Source organism: Pseudomonas sp. WS 5503, assembly GCF_012985385.1.
GTDB lineage: Bacteria > Pseudomonadota > Gammaproteobacteria > Pseudomonadales > Pseudomonadaceae > Aquipseudomonas > Aquipseudomonas paracarnis.
The window spans coordinates 1,014,322-1,031,923 of sequence record NZ_JAAQWI010000001.1; the positions used below are offsets into that span (position 1 = coordinate 1,014,322).

Here is a 17,602-nt window from a genome sequence, read left to right on the forward strand (position 1 = left end):
ATCGCGCCTGGGCCAGTGCTTGGGTACACTTCCACGCTAATTTGATCGGTATCAGGAACACTTACATGATCGCTTGCCTGCGGCTGCTCTCCGCCCTCTGCCTCGCTGCCTTGCTGGCTGCTTGCGCCAGTTCGCCCTCCTCCAGTCTTGGCGAACTGCCACGCACGCCCGACGCCAGTATCGAGCAACTGCTCGAACAGGCGACGAACGCCAAGACGCCAGAAAAAGCCGCGTTGCTGCGCCTGAGCGCGGCAGACCTGGCTTACCAGCAGAACAACCCCGGCCGCTCCTCGCAGATCCTTGCGCAAGTGCCCCTGGACGCCCTGAAGCCAGCCGCGCAAGTATTTGCCAGCACCCTGGCCGCAGAACTGGCCATGGGGCGCAACCAGCCCAAGGCGGCCTTGGCAGCGCTGAACCACCCCAGCCTGCAAAGCCTGAAGGAGTTGCCGACCGACCAGCAGATCCGCACCGGTACCGTACATGCACGTGCCTATGAAGCCGATGGGCAGACCCTCGCCGCCGCTCGCGAGCGGGTGTCCATGGCGCCCCTGCTGACGGGTGAGGCTGCCAACAACAACCACGAGGCCATCTGGGTATTGATTGCCGCGCTGCCAGCCGAACAGCTGCAAGCCACTGGCAACCCGACACTCGATGGCTGGATCACCCTGGCCCAGGCGGTCAAGGGCGCCGGTACGCTGGAGCAACAACAAGCCGCCATCGACACCTGGCGCGCACAGAACCCGGGCCACCCGGCTGCAGTGCAACTGCCAGCGCCGCTGACCAAGCTCAAGGAACTGGCCAGCCAGCCCCTGAACAAGATCGCCCTGCTGCTGCCGCAGGAAGGGCCGCTGGCGGCTGTGGGCAAAGCGCTGCGCGAAGGCTTCATGGCGGCTCACTACCAGGCTGAGCAAGCCGGGCAGAAGCCACCGGTCATCGAGTTCTATGACAGCTCGCGCCTGGGCTCCCTCGACGACTTCTACGCCAAGGCCCAGGCCGCCGGCGTGCAACTGGTCGTCGGCCCGCTGGAAAAACCGCTGGTCAAGCAACTCAGCGCACGCCCGCAGTTGCCGATCACCACCCTCGCCCTGAACTACAGCGAGACCGATCAGGGCCCGGCGCAGTTGTTCCAGTTCGGCTTGGCCGCTGAAGACGAAGCCCGCGAAGTGTCGCGCCGTGCCCGTGCCGACGGCCTGCACCGCGCCGCCGCCATGGTGCCCCGTGGCGAATGGGGTGAGCGTGTCTATAAAGCGTTCCGCCAGGATTGGGAAGCCAATGGCGGCACCGTCATGGGCGTTGAATATGTCGATCAGCCTGTTGCCTTGGCCCAGCAGATCGCCGATCTGTTCCAACTGCGCAAGAGCGAAGGCCGCGCCAAGAGCCTGCAAAGCACAGTAGGCACCGACGTAGCCGCCCAGCCTTCGCGTCGCCAGGACATCGAGTTCATCTTCCTGGCCGTCACGCCACAATTGGCCCAGCAGATCAAGCCGACCCTGAACTTCCAATACGCCGGCGATGTGCCGGTGTACGCAACCTCCCACGTGTTCAGTGCCAGCGGTGACCGTAACCAGTACCTGGACATGACCAACGTGATGTTCTGCGAAACCCCTTGGTTGCTCAACACCACCGACCCACTGCGCAACCAGGTTGCGGCGCAATGGCCGCAAGCCAATGGCAGCCTGGGCCGCCTTTACGCAATGGGCGTCGATGCCTATCGCCTGGCACCACGCCTGGGCCAGCTCAAGGCACTGCCTGACACCCGTGTCGACGGCCTCTCGGGCAACCTGGGCATCAGCGCCAACCAGCGCGTGGACCGCCAGATGCCTTGGGCGAAGTTCGTCGGCGGCGAAATACAGCGCCTGCCCGATACCCCGCGCTGATGCCCCAGCGGTCCAGCGCACAAAGCGGCAAGGATGCCGAACTGCATGCTCTCGATTACCTGCAACAACAGGGTCTGCGCCTTCTGGCGCAGAACTGGTTATGTAGACGCGGCGAGCTTGATCTGGTCATGCTTGACGGCGATACAGTAGTATTCGTCGAAGTCCGCTACAGAAAACACGCACAATGGGGTGGCGCGCTCGCCAGTATCGACGAGCGCAAGCGTCAAAAGCTGATACTCGCTGCGCAGTTTTTCCTGCAAAAAGAGCATCGCTGGGCTGACCGCCCCTGCCGTTTCGATGTGGTTGCAATGGAAAGCACCCCGTCAGGCACAGCTGATCTGACCTGGCTTAAAAATGCCTTCGACAGCTGATTCGCCGGGCACCCTCACCACTCACTTTTGCTCTTTGCATTGCGGGCTGCACACTACCTGTGCCAAACAGCCGCGCTACTTAAGGTCACACAGATGGACATGCAATCCCGAATTCGCCAGCTTTTCCAGGCCAGCATCGACACCAAGCAACAGGCGATGGACGTACTTGCACCGCACATCGAGCAAGCCAGTCAGGTCATGGTCAATGCCTTGCTCAACGAAGGCAAAATGCTTTCGTGCGGCAACGGTGGTTCGGCCGGCGATGCCCAGCATTTTTCCTCCGAGCTGCTCAACCGTTTCGAACGCGAGCGCCCGAGCCTGCCGGCCATTGCATTGACCACCGACTCGTCGACGATCACTTCGATCGCCAACGACTACAGCTACAACGAAATCTTCTCCAAGCAGATCCGCGCCCTAGGCCAGCCGGGCGATGTATTGCTGGCGATTTCCACCAGCGGCAACTCGGCAAATATTATTCAAGCGATCCAGGCCGCACATGATCGCGAAATGATTGTCGTAGCCTTGACCGGTCGCGACGGCGGCGGCATGGCTTCGCTGCTGCTGCCCGAGGACGTGGAGATTCGCGTCCCGGCCAATGTCACTGCACGTATCCAAGAAGTTCATCTGCTGGCGATCCACTGCCTGTGCGATCTGATCGACAGCCAACTGTTCGGGAGTGAAGAATGACCGTTAATCGCCTCAGTCTTTTGGCCATTACGCTGTGCGTCGCCATCAGCGGCTGCAGCTCGGCTATCACCGCTACACGGGACACCCCTATTCAGGACGACCGGGGCACGCGCACCTTCGGCAGCACCATTGATGATTCGCTGATCGAAACCAAGGTTAAGGTCAACGTCGCCAAGGCTGCTACCGACCTGGGCAACGGTGCCTCGCGCATCGTGGTGACCAGCTTCAACGGCGTGGTCCTGCTGGCAGGCCAAACACCCCGCGCCGATCTCAAGGCCCAGGCCGAGCAAGCCGCTGCCGGCGTGCAACGCGTCAAGAAGGTCCACAACGAACTACAAGTCATGGACCCGATCACTCTGCTGGCCATCAGCAACGATGCCTTGCTGACCACCAAGATCAAGGCCCAGATGCTGACCGACAGTGCAGTGCCAGGCTCGCGAATCAAGATCGTCACCGATAACGGCATCGTCTACATGATGGGCCTGCTGACCCAGGCAGAAGCCACCCGCGCCGCCAACCTGGTGCAAGGCGTGTCGGGCGTACAGAAGATCGTCAAGGTATTCGAATACATCGACTGATGTAGATCGAAGCTGCCTGATCGTTCCCACGCTCTGCGTGGGAACGGATCCCGTGACGCTCCGCGTCACCGCACAAGCTTCAGCTTTTGCGCCAAGAGTGGGACGCGGAGCGTCCGAGCGGGCATTCCCACGCAGAGCGTGGGAACGATCAAAAAAGGGTTTACTGGTATTGCTGGTACGGATTGCCCTGGAACTGGTTGTTCTGCTGTGGTGCCTGCTGCTGACCAGGCTGGCCGTATTGCTGGCCAGGGATCGGGCCGAGGTTGACTTCGACGCGACGGTTCTGCGCACGGCCATTCACGTCGGCGTTGCTGGCAAGGATCGTTCCCGCGCTCTGCGTGGGAACGCATCCCGTGACGCTCCGCGTCACCGCACAAGCTTCAGCTTTTGCGCCAAGAGTGGGACGCGGAGCGTCCGAGCGGGCATTCCCAGGCAGAGCGTGGGAACGATCAAAAAAGGGCGCCGTGCATTGACTGCACGGCGCCCTTTTTAGTGCCCAGGGTTTACTGGTATTGCTGGTACGGGTTGCCCTGGAACTGGTTGTTCTGCTGTGGCGCCTGCTGCTGGCCAGGCTGGCCGTATTGCTGGCCAGGGATCGGGCCGAGGTTGACTTCGACGCGACGGTTCTGGGCACGGCCATTCACGTCGGCGTTGCTGGCAATCGGGTTATCCGGGCCGGCACCGCGTGCGCTCAGGTTGGCCCCGTTGACGCCTTGGGAGGTCAGGTAGTTGGCCACGCTCTGCGCACGGCGCTGGGACAGGTCCATATTCAGTTGGCGGCTACCGGTGCTGTCGGTGTAGCCAACGATCTGGATGGTGTTCTGGTTGAACTGCTTGAGAGAGTTGGCCAGGTTGTTCAGCGGCTGGTAGAAGCTGCTGGAGATCGCGTCCGAGTTGGTGGCGAAGGTAATGTTGCCCGGCATGATCAGCTTGATCTGGTCACCCTGGCGCTGCACCTCGACGCCGGTGTTCGCCATGCTTTCACGCAGCTTTTTCTCTTGCTGGTCGGCGTAGTAGCCATAGCCCGCCGCACCGGCACCCGCAACCACTGCGCCAATCAGCGCGCCCTTGCCACGGTTGTTATGGTCGATGGCCGCACCGGCCAATGCACCAGCCAGCGCACCGAGGCCGCCGTACTTGGCGGTTTTGCTCATGCCGCTTTCGGAACCATTGCTGGCCTGTCCCTGGCTGCCGTCATAAGGGTTAGGTGAGGCGCAGCCAGACAACAGGGCTACGGCGGTAGCGACAACAAGCAGACGACGCGGAGTGAACATGAAGGAAGCTCCTACTTTTGCATTCTGTGATGCAGAGGACATTGGCAATGGACCTGTGCCGAGTTTGGAACGCGACAAACGGCAAAAATTCCGTGGAGGGGTGCGTAAAGCATAGCTGTCTTTGGCTCGGGCCTGTGTCTGTGTGTCTGTACCGGCTTGTATCAGAGCCGACAACCCATCACGCACGCACGAAAGGATTCTCCCGCATCTCATCGCCCAGCAACGTATCCGGCCCATGCCCAGTGACCACCGTCGCGCCCTCGTCCAGCGTATACAAGCGCTGCTTGATCGACCGCACGATCGTCGCCTGGTCGCCACCCCATAAGTCCGTGCGCCCTACGCCGCGACGAAACAAGGTATCGCCGGCGATCAACAGCTTGGCGTCGGCGAACCAGAAACTCATCGAGCCCGGCGTATGCCCTGGGGTGTGCAAGGCTACGCCACAGCCGCAGGCCAGTTCTTCGTCATGCTCCAGCCAGCGATCCGGCGACGGTACCGGGACGTAGGGCACGCGAAACATCTGGCATTGCATTTCCAGGTTGTCCCATAGAAATTGATCATCTTTGTGCAGATGCAGCGTGGCGCCGGTCTTTTCTTTCAATTGACCGGAGGCGAGGAAATGATCGAGGTGAGCATGGGTGTGGATAATGCTCACCACCTTCAGTCCCAGCGCATCAAGGCGCGCCAGGATCAACTCGTGATTGCCACCGGGGTCGACTACGATGGCTTTTTTAGTGATCGGGTCGCCAATGATGGTGCAGTTGCACTGCAACGGGCCGACGGGAAAGGTTTCGCGAATCAACGGTTGTTTTTCAATAGTCATGAGTGTCCTGCAAGCTCTCTGGCGCGTTCCAAGTGCAGTATGGTGTAGCTTGGCCCTGCTCTGGAAGGAGTCGATTACGCGGTCCATCCGCTGCTAAGCTACGCAAGCGCCATTGAAATCCCCTGCTGCAGTCAGTCGCATTTGGAGCAACACCCATGGCGAATCAACAGATCATCTGCGAACACTGCGACTGCGTGTACGAGAAAGTCACGCTCGCCAAACATCAAAAAGCCCTGTGTGTGCGTTGTTTTGGCGTGCTGCAGCGCTATAACGGCCTGTCGGTGCAGCAACGCCTCGCCCTGACGGTGACCGCCGCAGTGCTGTGGACCTTTGCGAACTTTTATCCGGTGATGAGCATCAGCCTGCAGGGCTTGAAAAACAGCGCGACGCTCTGGGATTCAGTCGTTGCATTGAGCCTGGGGCCGATTACGTTCATTGCTTTGGTCGCGGCGATTTCCATCATTATCGCGCCGGTGTTTCAGCTGCTGTTGCTGATCTGGGTGCTGAGTTTCGCGTTGGCCGGTAAGCGCTCGCCGGCATTCAAGCTGTGCATGCGCTGGCTCGAAGCACTCCGGCCCTGGAGCATGCTGGAGGTGTGCCTGCTGGGCGCGATGGTCGCGGTCTTCAAGCTGGCCGGCATGCTGGATGTGATCCCTGGCACCGGCCTGTTCGCCTTGGCCGCCCTGAGCCTGTTGCTGATCCGCATTGCCGGGCGCGATGTACGCGACCTGTGGGACACCGTATGAATTCACCGCCCACCGCCCGCGAGCTGAACCTGTGCCTGTGCCATACCTGCGGCCAGCCCTGCGACATGCGCCTTGAGCCCACCGAGTGCGATCGCTGTGGCGCCGCACTGCATCGGCGCAAGGTGCAGTCCCTGACCCGAACCTGGGCCTACATGCTCACCGCCCTCGCCTTTTATGTCCCGGCCAACTTACTGCCGGTGATGAACACCACCATGCTCGGCTCGGGCGCAGACAGCACCATCATGAGTGGCGTGCTGGAGTTCTGGCAGCATGGCGCCTGGGACATTGCGCTGATCATTTTCATCGCCAGCATTGCCGTGCCGGGTATCAAGTTCCTGTCGCTGGGGCTGCTGCTGGTCACCGTGCAGCGCAATAGCCAGTGGGCGCGCAAGGAGCGTTCAAAGCTGTTTCGGTTTATCGAACTGATCGGCTACTGGTCGATGCTCGATGTCATCGTGGTTGCCCTGGTGGCCGCGCTGGTGAAGTTTCAAGCCCTGGGCACGATCGAACCGCGCCTGGGCATTCTGTTTTTTGGCCTGGTGGTCGTGTTTACGATGCTGGCGGCCATGAGTTTTGATCCCCGGCTAATCTGGGAAAACCCACATAACGAGGAGACCTCGGATGAGCTCATCCAAGGCTGACACCCCTGCGGGGCAACCCGTGATCAAGACGCGTCGTTTCAGTGTCTCGCTGGTCTGGATCGTGCCGATTGTCGCCGTACTGGTGGGGATCTCGCTGGTGATTCACAGCGTCATGCAACAAGGGCCGACCATCGTCCTCAACTTCAAGACCGGCAGCGGGCTGGTTGCCAACAAAACCGAGGTCAAATACCGCAACGTGGTGATCGGCCAAGTAACCGCCGTAGCTCTGAGTGATGACCAGAAAAGCGTCAATGCCACCGTCGAGCTGGTCAAACAGGCCGAAAGCTTCACCCGCGAAGATTCGAAATTCTGGGTGGTGCGCCCGCGCATTGGCGCAGGCGGCGTGTCGGGCATCGACACGTTGTTGTCCGGCGACTATATCGGCGCGGACATCGGTCAATCCGAGACCCGCGCCAAGCACTTCACCGGCTTGGAAAACCCGCCGCCCATCACCTACGGCGAGCCGGGCAAGCGCTTCACCCTGCACACCCAGGCCCTGGGTTCCCTGGACATCGGCTCCCCCGTCTATTACCGCAAGATCCCGGTGGGCCAGGTGGTGGGCTATGAGCTGGACAACGAGGGCAAGGGCGTGAATGTCGAAATCTTCGTGCATGCGCCCAATGATGTGTACATCACCGAGAACACGCGGTTCTGGAATGCCAGCGGCGTCGACTTGAGCGTCGGTGCCAATGGCTTCGCGCTGAAAACCGAATCCTTGTCCTCCATGTTGATGGGCGGGATCGCCTTCCAGGCGCCGCCCTACAACCCCAATGACAAACCGGCCGAAGAAAGTCGCAGCTTTGAATTGTTCGAAGACCAGCAAAGCGCCCTCGCCCCGCCCAACGGCAAGGGGCAATACATGGTCCTGCGCTTCGATCAGGCCCTGCGTGGGCTGAAAGTCGACGCGCCGGTGGAGTTCCTCGGCGTCGAGTTCGGCAGGGTTGTATCGATCAACCTGGATTTCGATGCGAAGAAACGCACCTTCCCGGTCAATGTCGGCATCGTGATCTACCCGCAACTGCTCGGCGAGGCCCACACCAAGTTGCTCAAGGCCATGAACAATAACCCTGACGATGAGGCAGCCGGCGTACGCCTGATCGGCACCTTCATCGAAAACGGCCTGCGCGCCCAGGCCCGCAGCGGTAACTTGCTGACCGGCCAGCTGTACATCGCCCTGGACTTCTACCCCAAGGCCGAGAAAGTCGCGTTCGACCCGAACCAGCGCCCCGTGGGCATCCCCACGATCCCGGGCAACCTGGAACAACTGCAAGAGAAGTTCGAAGGCATCGTCAACAAGATCAGCCAACTGCCTGTCGAGCGCATTGCCGGCAACCTCGACGCCAGCCTGGTCGAACTGCGCAAGGGCCTGGCGCAATTCAACGCCAAGACGCTGCCGGGTGTGCAGACGACCTTGGCCGACGTGAGCAAGACCCTGCAATCGGCCAGTTCAACCCTGGCCGAAGACTCGCCGCAGCGTGAACAACTGACCCAGACCCTCGACGAGTTGGGGCGCATGTCGCGCTCCCTGCGCGAGCTTTCGGATTACCTGGGCCGGCATCCGGAGTCGCTGATTCGCGGCCGCCCCGATAACGCCGCACCGACGGACCTGCAAGGGCCACCCCGCAAATGACCATTGGAGCCGCCATGACATTGCCGTTGAAGATCACGTTGCTGAGCACCCTGCTGCTGCTCGGTGCCTGCCGCAGTGAACCCATCGCTTTTCATACCCTGACCCCGGCGCACTTGAGCCCGAGTACGCGAGCAGAGGCCGGCGGTGTGCGCATTGAGAGCATCAGCGTGCCGCCTCAGGTCGACCGCGCGCAGATCGTTATCCGCCAGGGCGACAGCGGCCTGGCGATTCTTGAAACCCAGTGGTGGGCCGCCACCCTCGCCGATGAACTGAGGAGCGCCTTGGTGGATCAATTAGCCAACAGCAAAGCCCGGCAAGCCGTGGCTTTGCGCGTAGACGTGCAGCGGTTTGACTCGGTACCGGGGCAGTACGCATTGCTCGATGTGCGCTGGCGCGTGAGGCAAGTCAATGGCGATCGCCCGGCCTTGACCTGCCGCACCACCTTGCAATCACCTGCCGGGCCGAGCATCGACGAGTTGGTGGTGGCGCATCAGAACAACCTCAAGCGTTTCGCGGCGCTGATCAATCAGACCGTCGACACCTCACTCAAAGGCTGCCCGACCACGCCATGAACCCAGGGCTCAGGCCAACAACCCCATGGCCTTGGCCCGCGCCACCGCCTGGGTACGACGCTCCACGCCGAGCTTGCTGTTGATATGGCTGGCGTGGGTCTTCACCGTGTGCAGGGAGATGAACAGCTGGTTGCTGATTTCCTGGTTTGAACAGCCTTGGGCAATCAGTTGCAGCACCGCCAGCTCTCGGGTGCTGAGGGTTTCCTGTTGAGGTGTGGCTTCAACTGCGCTGGCTTGGGGCAGCAACGCCAGCAAGCTCTGATTGAGCAGCCCATGGGAATCCTTGCCCAACTGATCGCGCATCCACTGCGGATAACCCTCCAACAACCGTTGAAACGGCTGCAACGCACCGCCCGAACCGGCTTCCAGGGCACGGGCGAATACCGGCCGGGCCTTGGCTTCCAGGCTATTATCCAGAAGTAACTGCACCTGCTGGACCAGCGCCATCAGGGCAATCATCTGGCGCCCACTGTCATGGGCCTGTTGGGCCAACGCTTCCAGGCGTTGCAGCGCGCTGTCGGGCTGATGGCGCGTGGCATCGAGCGCAGCTTGTTGCAGCTCGATATGTTGCGGCAGGTGCGGATGAAACTCGGGGGCCGCCGCGGCGTGCTCGCCGTTGTAGGTCTGCCCCAGGCGCGCCAGCCAGGCGTCGGCCAGGTCAGTGCGCCCCTGGGCCAGCCACAACTCGCATTTGATCAGGGTGATCATCGCCAGGTAATAGATCGGCGGCACATCCCAGATGTGCATCAAGCGCTCGGCCTCGGCCAGTTCGGCAAAAGCATTGGCAAACTCCCTACGCCGCCCTTCGAAGCTGGCGATGACGCAGTGCCCGATCAGCACGCTGATATCGCGGCAGGCACGGGCCTCGGCCAGGCCGGCGCGCAAACGCGCCAGGCCGGCCTCGGGCTGGTAACGCACCAGCAGCAGGTAGCCTTCGTACAGCGACAGGCGCGCGCGCACGGCATATAGGCGTTGGGAGGCGAGCCCATGCAAGCGCTCCAGGCCCTGACGGACTTCATCCAGGGAACGCAGGATCTCCCCCCGCGCCTGCAGTACCCGGGCCCGGTCGTAATGGGCCAAGGCTTCAAACAAGGGGTTACCGACGCGCTGCGCCAGTTCCAACGATTCGCGGTTCAGGCCACGGGCGCGCCACAGGTCGGCATCGACGATCGCCAGGTTGGACAGGGTCGAAAGGCACATCAGGCGCTGGCCGTAACGCTTTTGCGGCAGGCTTTCCAACGCCTCTTGGCAATAGCGCTGGGTCAGCTCACGGTCCCCACGCCCACGGGCAATAATCCCACTCAGCGCCAACCACTGGGCCAACATGGATTTTTGCGCGGTGGCCGACGGGGCAGGCAGGAAGCGGCTGAGGTAACTGGACAGCTCCTGTGCCGCATCCAATTGGCACGCCAGCCCCAACGCCCAGCTATACAGCACGATCAAACGTGGCGTGCTGATCAGCAGGCTGTCGGGCAAATCCATCTTCCAACGCAACAGCATGCCCACATTCTGCTCTGCCAGCAGTTGCTCTTCGGACAGGTTCTGCACCAGGTTCGCCGCCACATCCAGATGCCCGGCCCGCAGCGCCTGCTCCACCGCCTCGTCGATCAAGCCCTGGGCGTTAAACCAGCGACAGGCGCGCAAGTGCAAACTGGCCGGCGGCAAGGTGGCGCTTTTCTCGCGGCGGGTGCGCAGCAGGTCGGAGAACAAGTGGTGGTAGCGGTACCAATGGCCTTGCTCATCCAACGGCACCAGGAACACTTGATGAGCCTGCAAATAGCGCAGGATTTCTGCGCTGTCATGGGCCTCGCGGACGGCGTCGCATAGTTCGCTGCAAAAGCGCTCCTGAGGTGCGGTGTCGTACAGGAACGCTTGTACCTCCGCAGGCAGGCAGTCGATGACTTCTTCGAGCAGGTAATCGCGAATCAGACCCTCGCCACCGTGCAGGCTTTGCGGCAAGGCGCTCTCACTGCCGGCTTCGGAGGCCGCCAACAGCCAAAAGCGCAGGCCGGCGACCCAGCCCTCGCTACGGCGGATCAGGTTTTCCAACGCCTCGCCGCGCAATGCATTGCCGTGTCCATCCAGCACCGCCAGGGACTCGTCATGGGTCAGGCGCAGATCTTGCTCATGCAGTTCCAACAGGTGCCGCGACAGGCGCAGGCGTGCCAGGTGCCAGTCCGGACGCTGCCGGCTGGTGACCAGCACCACCAGGCCATCAGGCAAATGATTGAGAAAAAACTGCAGGCAGCGATCCAGCACCGGGCCTTGGGCCAGGTGATAGTCATCCAGCACCAGCAATAACGGCGAACGTGCAGACAGGTGCACTGCCAGTTCGTCGAGCAGGCCATCGAGCCATTCTTCGAAGGCAAAGGGTTGGTGACGCTGGCGCATTTTCAGCAACCCCAGGGATTGGGCGCCGAGTTGCGGGAAATACTGTTGCAAGCCGTCGAGCAGCCGCTCCAGGAAACGGCCGGGGTCGCTGTCCCGAGGGCTCAGGCCCAACCACAGGCTTTGCCACTGGGCAGGCAAGCCCTGGCAGAACTCCACCGCCAACGAACTCTTGCCAAACCCCGCGGGCGCGCTGACCAGCAGCAGTCGCCCATCAAGGCCCGCATTCAGCCGTTCGCACAGGCGCGGGCGCAGCACGTAGCCGTCAGGCAGCGGGGGCCGGTAGAAGCGGCCTTCCAGGGTCGGCATCACCACACTGGCAGGCCCATGGGTTCGGGACAGATCAGTCATCGCCGGGCTCTTGTAGAAGGCTGTTGTCGGCATTGCAGATGTCCGCAGACTAGCGGTAAAAGCGGCGGGATTGTAGATCTTTGCAACAAATGGCTGAAAAAGAACTGCGACAAGAAATATCCCGTCCAGCCTCCTGGAAAGAAGTAGGAGCGAGCTTGCTCGCGAAGCGCTCAAAAACAACGCGCCCATCCAGGAATGATCGTTCCCACGCTCTGCGTAGGAATACAGACTTCGACGCTGCGCGTCGACTTTTGAGGCGTGACGCAGAGCGTCACGGGAAGCGCTCCCACGCAGAGCGTGGGAGCGATCAGTTAGCGAACGCCGTCCTGGCGCAGGGCCGCTGGGGTGAAGTCGCTGGTGCTGGCGGTGAAGCCGAAGTCATAGGCCTGCTTCTCTTCGTTCTTCATGCCCAGGGCCAGGTAGCGGCCGGACTGCAGGTCGTAGAGGGTTTCCAGGGCGTACCACGGCACTTGCTTGTCGTAGTAGTTCTCGGCATGTGCTTCGGCAACGCGCCACAGTTGGCCGCGACCGTCGTAGTGGTCGATCACCGCTGCTTGCCAGGTGTCTTCGTCGATGTAGAAGTCACGCTTGGCGTAGATGTGGCGCTGGCCTTCCTTCAAGGTGGCGACCACGTGCCAGACCCGGCGCAGCTCGTAGCGAGCCAGGTCCTGGTTGATGTGGCCAGCCTTGATGATGTCGGCGTACTTGAGCTTGGGATCGTCGACCTTGTAGCTGTTGGAGGCGATGTACATCTCTTTCTTGCCTTCCAGCTTCCAGTCGTAGCGGTCCGGCGCACCGTTGTACATGTCGAGGTTATCGGAGGTGCGCAGGCCATCGGCGGCAGTACCCGGCCCGTCATAGGACACTTGCGGCGCCCGACGCACACGGCGCTGCCCGGCGTTGTAGACCCAGGCCGAACGCGGCTCTTTGACCTGGTCCAGGGTTTCGTGCACCAGCAGTACACCACCGGCCAGGCGCGCTGGCGCAGTCACTTGCTGCTTGAAGTAGAACAGCACGTTGCCTGGGTTCTTCGGATCGAAGTCCTTCATCTTGTCGCGGAACACGAACTGGTCGCGGAAGTACACCAGGCTATAGGAACCGTTGGTTTGCGGGGTGGCCTGGGTAACCAGGCGGGTCACGCTGCCGCCGCGGTAACGGGTGATGTGGTTCCAGATAACCTCGACGCCGCTCTTGGGAATCGGGAACGGGACGGCGGTTTCGAAGTTTTCCAGGCCGTTACCGCCGGACACCAGGTTGGTGGTGGTGGCGTTTTTCTTGATCGAGGCAAACACCTCCGCCGGCACGGTGGCGCCGCGATGGGTCGGGTACACCGGCATCTTGAAGCTGTCCGGGTAACGCTTGAACATCGCATATTGCCCGGGGGCCAGCTTGTCTTTGTACTGCTCGACGTTCTGCGCGGTGATGGTGAACTGCGGTTGCTCGCTGGCATACGGGTTGGCGAGGAAACCACGGGCGTCCACCGCGCCGGCATTGGTCGGCAATGGCGACCATTTAGGAATGGTGCCGGCCGCGTTACCGGCCATCTCGGCGCCCATCGGGGTCAGGGTCGTGCCGAGCTTGGCGGCTTCATCTGCCGAGACTGCCGCCATGACGTTACTCGCCAGGATCGACAGCCCAAGCACACCCACGTGCAACAGACTTTTTGTTATTTTCATGCTCTGGTCTTCCTGAATACATGCCACTTGGAAAGAGTGTGCTTAGAAGTTGGCGCCGAAGCTCAAGGCGACAAAGTCGCGGTCATCCACGGTGCTGAACTTGCCACCAAAGAAGTTGGTGTACGCCAGGCTCGCGGTGTAGGTGTTCTGGTATTCGGCATCCAGGCCCAGGCTGACCGCCTTGCGACCTTCTTCAAAGTTGCCGCCAGGGCCTGGCGAGTAACCCTTGACGTCATGGGACCAGGCCACGTTGGGCTTGAGGTTCACGCCCGCGAACACGTCCGGGTATTCCCAGATGGCACGGGCGCGGTAGCCCCATGACGTTGCGGTGGTATAGCCGTCGTTATTGCAATTGGTGTTCAGGCCAGCAGCGTTGGGCAAGCCGGCGCCGTTGGCGGTGGAGTTGTTGAGGGCGTTGCAGAACCCACCTGGCAGCGTGCCTGGGCCGAACACCGGATCGCGGCCGTAACGAGCCTGGGATTTGCTTTCCAGGCCACCCACGTGGGTCACGCCGATTTCACCGACGGTGGTGAGGCGGCTGGCGCCCATGACCTGGTCGAAGAAGTGCGTGAAAGTGGTCTGGAACTGGGTGACTTCCTTGCGGTTGTAGCCGTGCAGGTCCTGGCCTGGCGTGCCCTTGAGCACGGACGCATTGCCAAAGCCGGGGATCGGCGTGACGCCGGCGAACAGAATGTCAGTGGTGCTCAACTGCACCGGCGCATTCGGACGGTAGCTCAACTCACCGCTCCAGGCGGTGCCGGTAGGCAAGGTGGTGGAGAAGCTCAGGCCGTAGAGGCGAATATCTTCCGGGTACTCGACGAAGTAGTTCGAACTACCCGCCACGATCAACGGCCGCAAGGCCCCCAGTGGCCCCAGCGGACGCGTGTAGGCCGCCGATGGCGCGCCCTGCGCGCTGAAGATCGGCGCACGGCTGTGGTAGTTCATGAAGTAGGCGCCGAATTCGGTATCCAGCGGTTCGAAGTTGTAGCGCATAGCGACGCCGAACTGGCCGCTGTCGCGTGCATCACGGTCCGGACCACGACGCACCAGTACGCCTTCGCTGTTCACGTCCACACCCAAGGCACCCAGGGTCGGCAGGGCGGCAGCAGGAATGGTGGAACGCTTGTTCAGTACCCGCAGGTTGTTGCTGCAACCATCGGAGATCACGTCCGGCTGCGAGAAGAACGTGCCGCAGTTATCGGTCACGGTCTGGTCCCACTCCAGTTGGTAAAACGCCTCGGCCGACAGGTTGTCGGTGAGCGACTGGGACACGTAGAACATGTTCACCGGGATCAAGCCTTCCTTGATCTCGGCCCCCGGACGACGAAACGCCGACACGTCGATCGGGTTGATGGAGTTGATGCCGCCGCCGATGAAGGTACTTTCGCCCCAGCTCACGACCTGCTTACCAAAACGCACGGAACCCGGCGCATCGGCAATCGAGTAGTTGTGGTAGACGAATGCATCGAGAATCTGCCCGCCCGAAGACTTGGCGCCTTCCTTGCGGTTGTTGTCGCTGATGTCCTTGAACGGACGGCTTTCGTCCTTGAGTTCGAAGTCGTACCAGTACTTGCCCCGCACAAACACACCGGTGTCGCCGTACTTCAGTTCCAGGTCGTGGATGCCCTTGAAGATCTTCGAGAACGTTTCGCCGCGCTTGAAGTTCAAGTGCCCGTCATCGGAGGTCTGGGACAGGCCCTTGCCGCCGTTGTTGGCACCGATCAGGTCACGATTGGGCTTGGCCGTGGACCAGCTCGCCCCCACGGAAAGCGACGAGTCAAAGCTCCCTTCGATTTCACCAATGTTGAAACTGACGCCGAATGCCGGCCCGGCGAGCGTAGAAGCGAGGCTGACGGCCAGGGGCAGTCTTGCCCGGCGCCAGAACTGGTTTACTGAGGTCATCGACGCTACTCCATGTGCATATTTTATTGTTATGGCAGTGAGCCCTTTCTTCAGATGTAACGGCCGGGATACAACGATTCCAATGCCGCATCGCCACCGAGCCTCCATGGCTCGAAGCGCAACATCCGCGAAAAACTCTGAAAGGGACTATAGCCAGAGGGGGGTAGTGCTTGATCCCTCTAAAGTGTGATTTGCATCACCAACCTGTCTGCCACAACCCTTTCGCCACGCCGACGAAGGTCGACGCGGGAAGGATGGCTGAAATTCGGCAAATCACAAGTAAAGGCTTGATATAGAGCATTGCCGCGCCCGAACGGGCGCGGCGAGAGGGTTTAAAGCGTGGACAGGAACGTGCTGTTGTTGGCCTGCCATTCGATGATGTCGACACGGATACGTTTCTTGTCGAGCTTGCCGACACTGGTCTTGGGAATTTCAGTAACAACGGCGATCTGGCTCGGGATCGCCCACTTGCTCAAATGGCCCAGTTCGACAAAAGGCTTGAGGTGTTCCTTGAGCTCTCGCGCATCGATCACATGCCCTTCACGCACCACCAACAAAGCGAAGGGGCGCTCGCCCCATTGCGGATCGGCGATGCCTACCACCGCCACTTCCCGTACGGCGGGGTGACGGCTGACCAGGTCTTCGAGGGCCAGGGAGGAGATCCATTCGCCGCCGGTCTTGATCACATCCTTGATGCGGTCACGAATATCAATCACGCCAAAGGCATCCAGCGTAGCCACATCACCGGTGTGCAACCAGCCACCGGACCATAGCTCGGCGCCCTTGTGCGGCTCGTTGTAGTAACCCTCGGTCAGCCACGGCGCGCGCAGCACCAGTTCGCCCTGGGTTTCGCCATCGGCGGGCAGAAAACGACCGTCGGTGTCCATGATTGCCGCTTCGACCAACGGCCCCGGCACACCGGCCTTGATGCGGTAGGTGGTGCGCTCATCTTCGCTGCCAGCCATCAACTCATCATTGAGGTGAGCGCAGGATACCAGCGGCCCGGTCTCGGACATGCCATATGCAGCGGTCAGTTGAATGCCTCGGGCCTTGGCGGCTTCGTACAGCGAACGGTTCAGGGCGCTGCCGCCGATGACGATTTTCCAACCGCCGAAATCCACGTTCTGCGCAGCCTTGGCGTTGAGCACCATTTGCAGGATGGTCGGCACACAGTGGGAGAACGTCACCTTCTCCTTGCGCCACAGTTCCACCAGGTATTCCGGGTCGTAGCGGCCGGGGTACACCTGTTTGAGCCCAAGCATGGTCGCCACATACGGCAAGCCCCAGGCGTGTACGTGGAACATCGGCGTGATCGGCATGTACACGTCGTTGGTGCCCAGCAGCCGCACGCTGTCGACGCTGCCCATGATGGTCGCTACGCCAATGGTGTGCAGCACCAGTTGCCGATGGGTGAAGTACACGCCCTTGGGGTTGCCGGTGGTGCCGGTGGTGTAGAAGGTGGTGGCGACCGAGTTTTCGTCGAAGTCCTTGAAGTCATAGGTGGGGCTGGCGGCGGCCAGCAGGGTTTCGTACTCACCTACCAGGTTGGGCAGCTCGGCGGTGTGGGTGTCACCATCGGTAATCAATAAGGTCTTGTCGACGGTAGTGAGCTGCCCGGCAATCGCCTGGTAGAGCCCCACGAACTCACTGTTGACCAGCACAAAGCGGTCTTCGGCGTGGTTCATGGTGTACAGAATCTGTTCTGGCGACAGGCGCACGTTGATAGTGTGAATCACCGCGCCGATCATCGGGATGGCGAACATACACTCCAGGTAACGGTGGCTGTCCCAGTCCATCACCGCCACCGTGTCACCGGCCTTGACCCCGGCTTCGGTCAGCACATTGGCCAGGCGAGCGACGCGCTCGATCAGCGTCGGGTAGCTGTAGCGCAGCTTGTCGCGATAGATAATTTCCCGGGTTTTCTCGTAGCGAGTCCCGGACATCAACAGGCGTTTGATCAACAGCGGGTATTGGTACGCACCTTCGGCGGGCGGGATAACACGGGTCTGCAACATAAGAATCCCTTTAATGACTGCACGGTCTTGGCTTGAAGACCTGCACTGTAGAGCGCTTATGTTTCAGCCAA

The 17,602-nt window shown here is 61.2% G+C and carries 14 protein-coding genes and 1 pseudogene; 8 read left to right on the plus strand and 7 right to left on the minus strand.

The window, feature by feature from the left end; genetic code table 11:
* The first annotated feature begins 65 nt into the window (after positions 1-65).
* From HBO10_RS04745 to HBO10_RS04760, 4 genes are all read left to right on the plus strand, one after another.
* On the plus strand, positions 66-1,877 hold the full coding sequence (locus HBO10_RS04745; RefSeq protein ID WP_034126336.1) for a penicillin-binding protein activator: 1,812 nt from the start codon (positions 66-68) through the stop codon (positions 1,875-1,877).
* A complete protein-coding gene (locus HBO10_RS04750; protein ID WP_034126335.1) occupies positions 1,877-2,248 on the plus strand; it encodes a YraN family protein in 372 nt (123 codons plus the stop codon). The genes HBO10_RS04745 and HBO10_RS04750 overlap by 1 nt, the downstream gene beginning before the upstream one ends.
* A gap of 93 nt (positions 2,249-2,341) precedes the next feature.
* The gene (locus tag HBO10_RS04755; protein ID WP_007904374.1) at positions 2,342-2,935 is read left to right on the plus strand and encodes a phosphoheptose isomerase; all 594 of its coding nucleotides are present in this window, start codon (positions 2,342-2,344) and stop codon (positions 2,933-2,935) included.
* Positions 2,932-3,513 carry a BON domain-containing protein gene (locus tag HBO10_RS04760; RefSeq protein WP_003188655.1) on the plus strand — a complete coding sequence of 194 codons (582 nt, stop codon included), beginning with the start codon at positions 2,932-2,934 and terminating at the stop codon, positions 3,511-3,513. Before HBO10_RS04755 ends, HBO10_RS04760 begins: the two co-directional genes overlap by 4 nt.
* A gap of 160 nt (positions 3,514-3,673) precedes the next feature.
* Here the strand turns inward: HBO10_RS04760 and HBO10_RS04765 are convergent.
* The 3 genes and pseudogenes from HBO10_RS04765 to HBO10_RS04775 form a co-directional block, all read right to left on the minus strand.
* Positions 3,674-3,832 (minus strand): annotated as a pseudogene (locus HBO10_RS04765) (cell envelope biogenesis protein OmpA); the annotation flags it as partial.
* A gap of 184 nt (positions 3,833-4,016) precedes the next feature.
* A complete protein-coding gene (locus HBO10_RS04770; protein ID WP_019816951.1) occupies positions 4,017-4,787 on the minus strand; it encodes an OmpA family lipoprotein in 771 nt (256 codons plus the stop codon).
* Positions 4,788-4,965: 178 nt separating this feature from the next.
* Positions 4,966-5,610: an MBL fold metallo-hydrolase gene (locus HBO10_RS04775; protein WP_034126333.1), complete on the minus strand. Its 645-nt coding sequence runs from the start codon at positions 5,608-5,610 to the stop codon at positions 4,966-4,968.
* 155 nt (positions 5,611-5,765) lie between these two features.
* On the opposite strand from HBO10_RS04775, the gene HBO10_RS04780 reads away from it, so the two are divergent.
* The 4 genes from HBO10_RS04780 to HBO10_RS04795 are packed head-to-tail and all read left to right on the plus strand — an operon-like array spanning position 5,766 to position 9,199.
* Positions 5,766-6,356 carry a paraquat-inducible protein A gene (locus HBO10_RS04780; RefSeq protein WP_034126332.1) on the plus strand — a complete coding sequence of 197 codons (591 nt, stop codon included), beginning with the start codon at positions 5,766-5,768 and terminating at the stop codon, positions 6,354-6,356.
* The gene (locus HBO10_RS04785) at positions 6,353-6,997 is read left to right on the plus strand and encodes a paraquat-inducible protein A (RefSeq protein ID WP_014716963.1); all 645 of its coding nucleotides are present in this window, start codon (positions 6,353-6,355) and stop codon (positions 6,995-6,997) included. Before HBO10_RS04780 ends, HBO10_RS04785 begins: the two co-directional genes overlap by 4 nt.
* Entirely contained in the window at positions 6,978-8,627 is a 1,650-nt protein-coding gene (locus HBO10_RS04790; protein WP_034126331.1) for an MlaD family protein, read from the plus strand. The genes HBO10_RS04785 and HBO10_RS04790 overlap by 20 nt, the downstream gene beginning before the upstream one ends.
* A gap of 14 nt (positions 8,628-8,641) precedes the next feature.
* The gene (locus HBO10_RS04795) at positions 8,642-9,199 is read left to right on the plus strand and encodes a PqiC family protein (protein WP_034126330.1); all 558 of its coding nucleotides are present in this window, start codon (positions 8,642-8,644) and stop codon (positions 9,197-9,199) included.
* 9 nt (positions 9,200-9,208) lie between these two features.
* Here HBO10_RS04795 and HBO10_RS04800 read toward each other — a convergent pair whose 3' ends face one another.
* From HBO10_RS04800 to HBO10_RS04815, 4 genes are all read right to left on the minus strand, one after another.
* Complete coding sequence (locus HBO10_RS04800) at positions 9,209-11,938, minus strand: LuxR C-terminal-related transcriptional regulator (RefSeq protein WP_169921952.1); 2,730 nt, start codon at positions 11,936-11,938, stop codon at positions 9,209-9,211.
* A gap of 311 nt (positions 11,939-12,249) precedes the next feature.
* Positions 12,250-13,614 (minus strand): DUF1329 domain-containing protein, encoded by a 1,365-nt coding sequence (locus HBO10_RS04805; RefSeq protein WP_034126328.1) that lies wholly within the window; start codon positions 13,612-13,614, stop codon positions 12,250-12,252.
* A gap of 42 nt (positions 13,615-13,656) precedes the next feature.
* A complete protein-coding gene (locus HBO10_RS04810) occupies positions 13,657-15,516 on the minus strand; it encodes a DUF1302 domain-containing protein (protein ID WP_003188640.1) in 1,860 nt (619 codons plus the stop codon).
* 332 nt (positions 15,517-15,848) lie between these two features.
* The gene (locus HBO10_RS04815) at positions 15,849-17,531 is read right to left on the minus strand and encodes a fatty acid--CoA ligase (RefSeq protein WP_034126327.1); all 1,683 of its coding nucleotides are present in this window, start codon (positions 17,529-17,531) and stop codon (positions 15,849-15,851) included.
* Positions 17,532-17,602: the final 71 nt, after the last annotated feature.

Coding starts and splice junctions, on each gene's coding strand:
- HBO10_RS04745 (WP_034126336.1), top strand. CDS start 66: ATGATCGCTTGCCTGCGGCTGCTCTCCGCCCTCTGCCTCGCTGCCTTG.
- HBO10_RS04750 (WP_034126335.1), top strand. CDS start 1,877: ATGCCCCAGCGGTCCAGCGCACAAAGCGGCAAGGATGCCGAACTGCAT.
- HBO10_RS04755 (WP_007904374.1), top strand. CDS start 2,342: ATGGACATGCAATCCCGAATTCGCCAGCTTTTCCAGGCCAGCATCGAC.
- HBO10_RS04760 (WP_003188655.1), top strand. CDS start 2,932: ATGACCGTTAATCGCCTCAGTCTTTTGGCCATTACGCTGTGCGTCGCC.
- HBO10_RS04770 (WP_019816951.1), bottom strand. CDS start 4,787: ATGTTCACTCCGCGTCGTCTGCTTGTTGTCGCTACCGCCGTAGCCCTG.
- HBO10_RS04775 (WP_034126333.1), bottom strand. CDS start 5,610: ATGACTATTGAAAAACAACCGTTGATTCGCGAAACCTTTCCCGTCGGC.
- HBO10_RS04780 (WP_034126332.1), top strand. CDS start 5,766: ATGGCGAATCAACAGATCATCTGCGAACACTGCGACTGCGTGTACGAG.
- HBO10_RS04785 (WP_014716963.1), top strand. CDS start 6,353: ATGAATTCACCGCCCACCGCCCGCGAGCTGAACCTGTGCCTGTGCCAT.
- HBO10_RS04790 (WP_034126331.1), top strand. CDS start 6,978: ATGAGCTCATCCAAGGCTGACACCCCTGCGGGGCAACCCGTGATCAAG.
- HBO10_RS04795 (WP_034126330.1), top strand. CDS start 8,642: ATGACATTGCCGTTGAAGATCACGTTGCTGAGCACCCTGCTGCTGCTC.
- HBO10_RS04800 (WP_169921952.1), bottom strand. CDS start 11,938: ATGACTGATCTGTCCCGAACCCATGGGCCTGCCAGTGTGGTGATGCCG.
- HBO10_RS04805 (WP_034126328.1), bottom strand. CDS start 13,614: ATGAAAATAACAAAAAGTCTGTTGCACGTGGGTGTGCTTGGGCTGTCG.
- HBO10_RS04810 (WP_003188640.1), bottom strand. CDS start 15,516: ATGACCTCAGTAAACCAGTTCTGGCGCCGGGCAAGACTGCCCCTGGCC.
- HBO10_RS04815 (WP_034126327.1), bottom strand. CDS start 17,531: ATGTTGCAGACCCGTGTTATCCCGCCCGCCGAAGGTGCGTACCAATAC.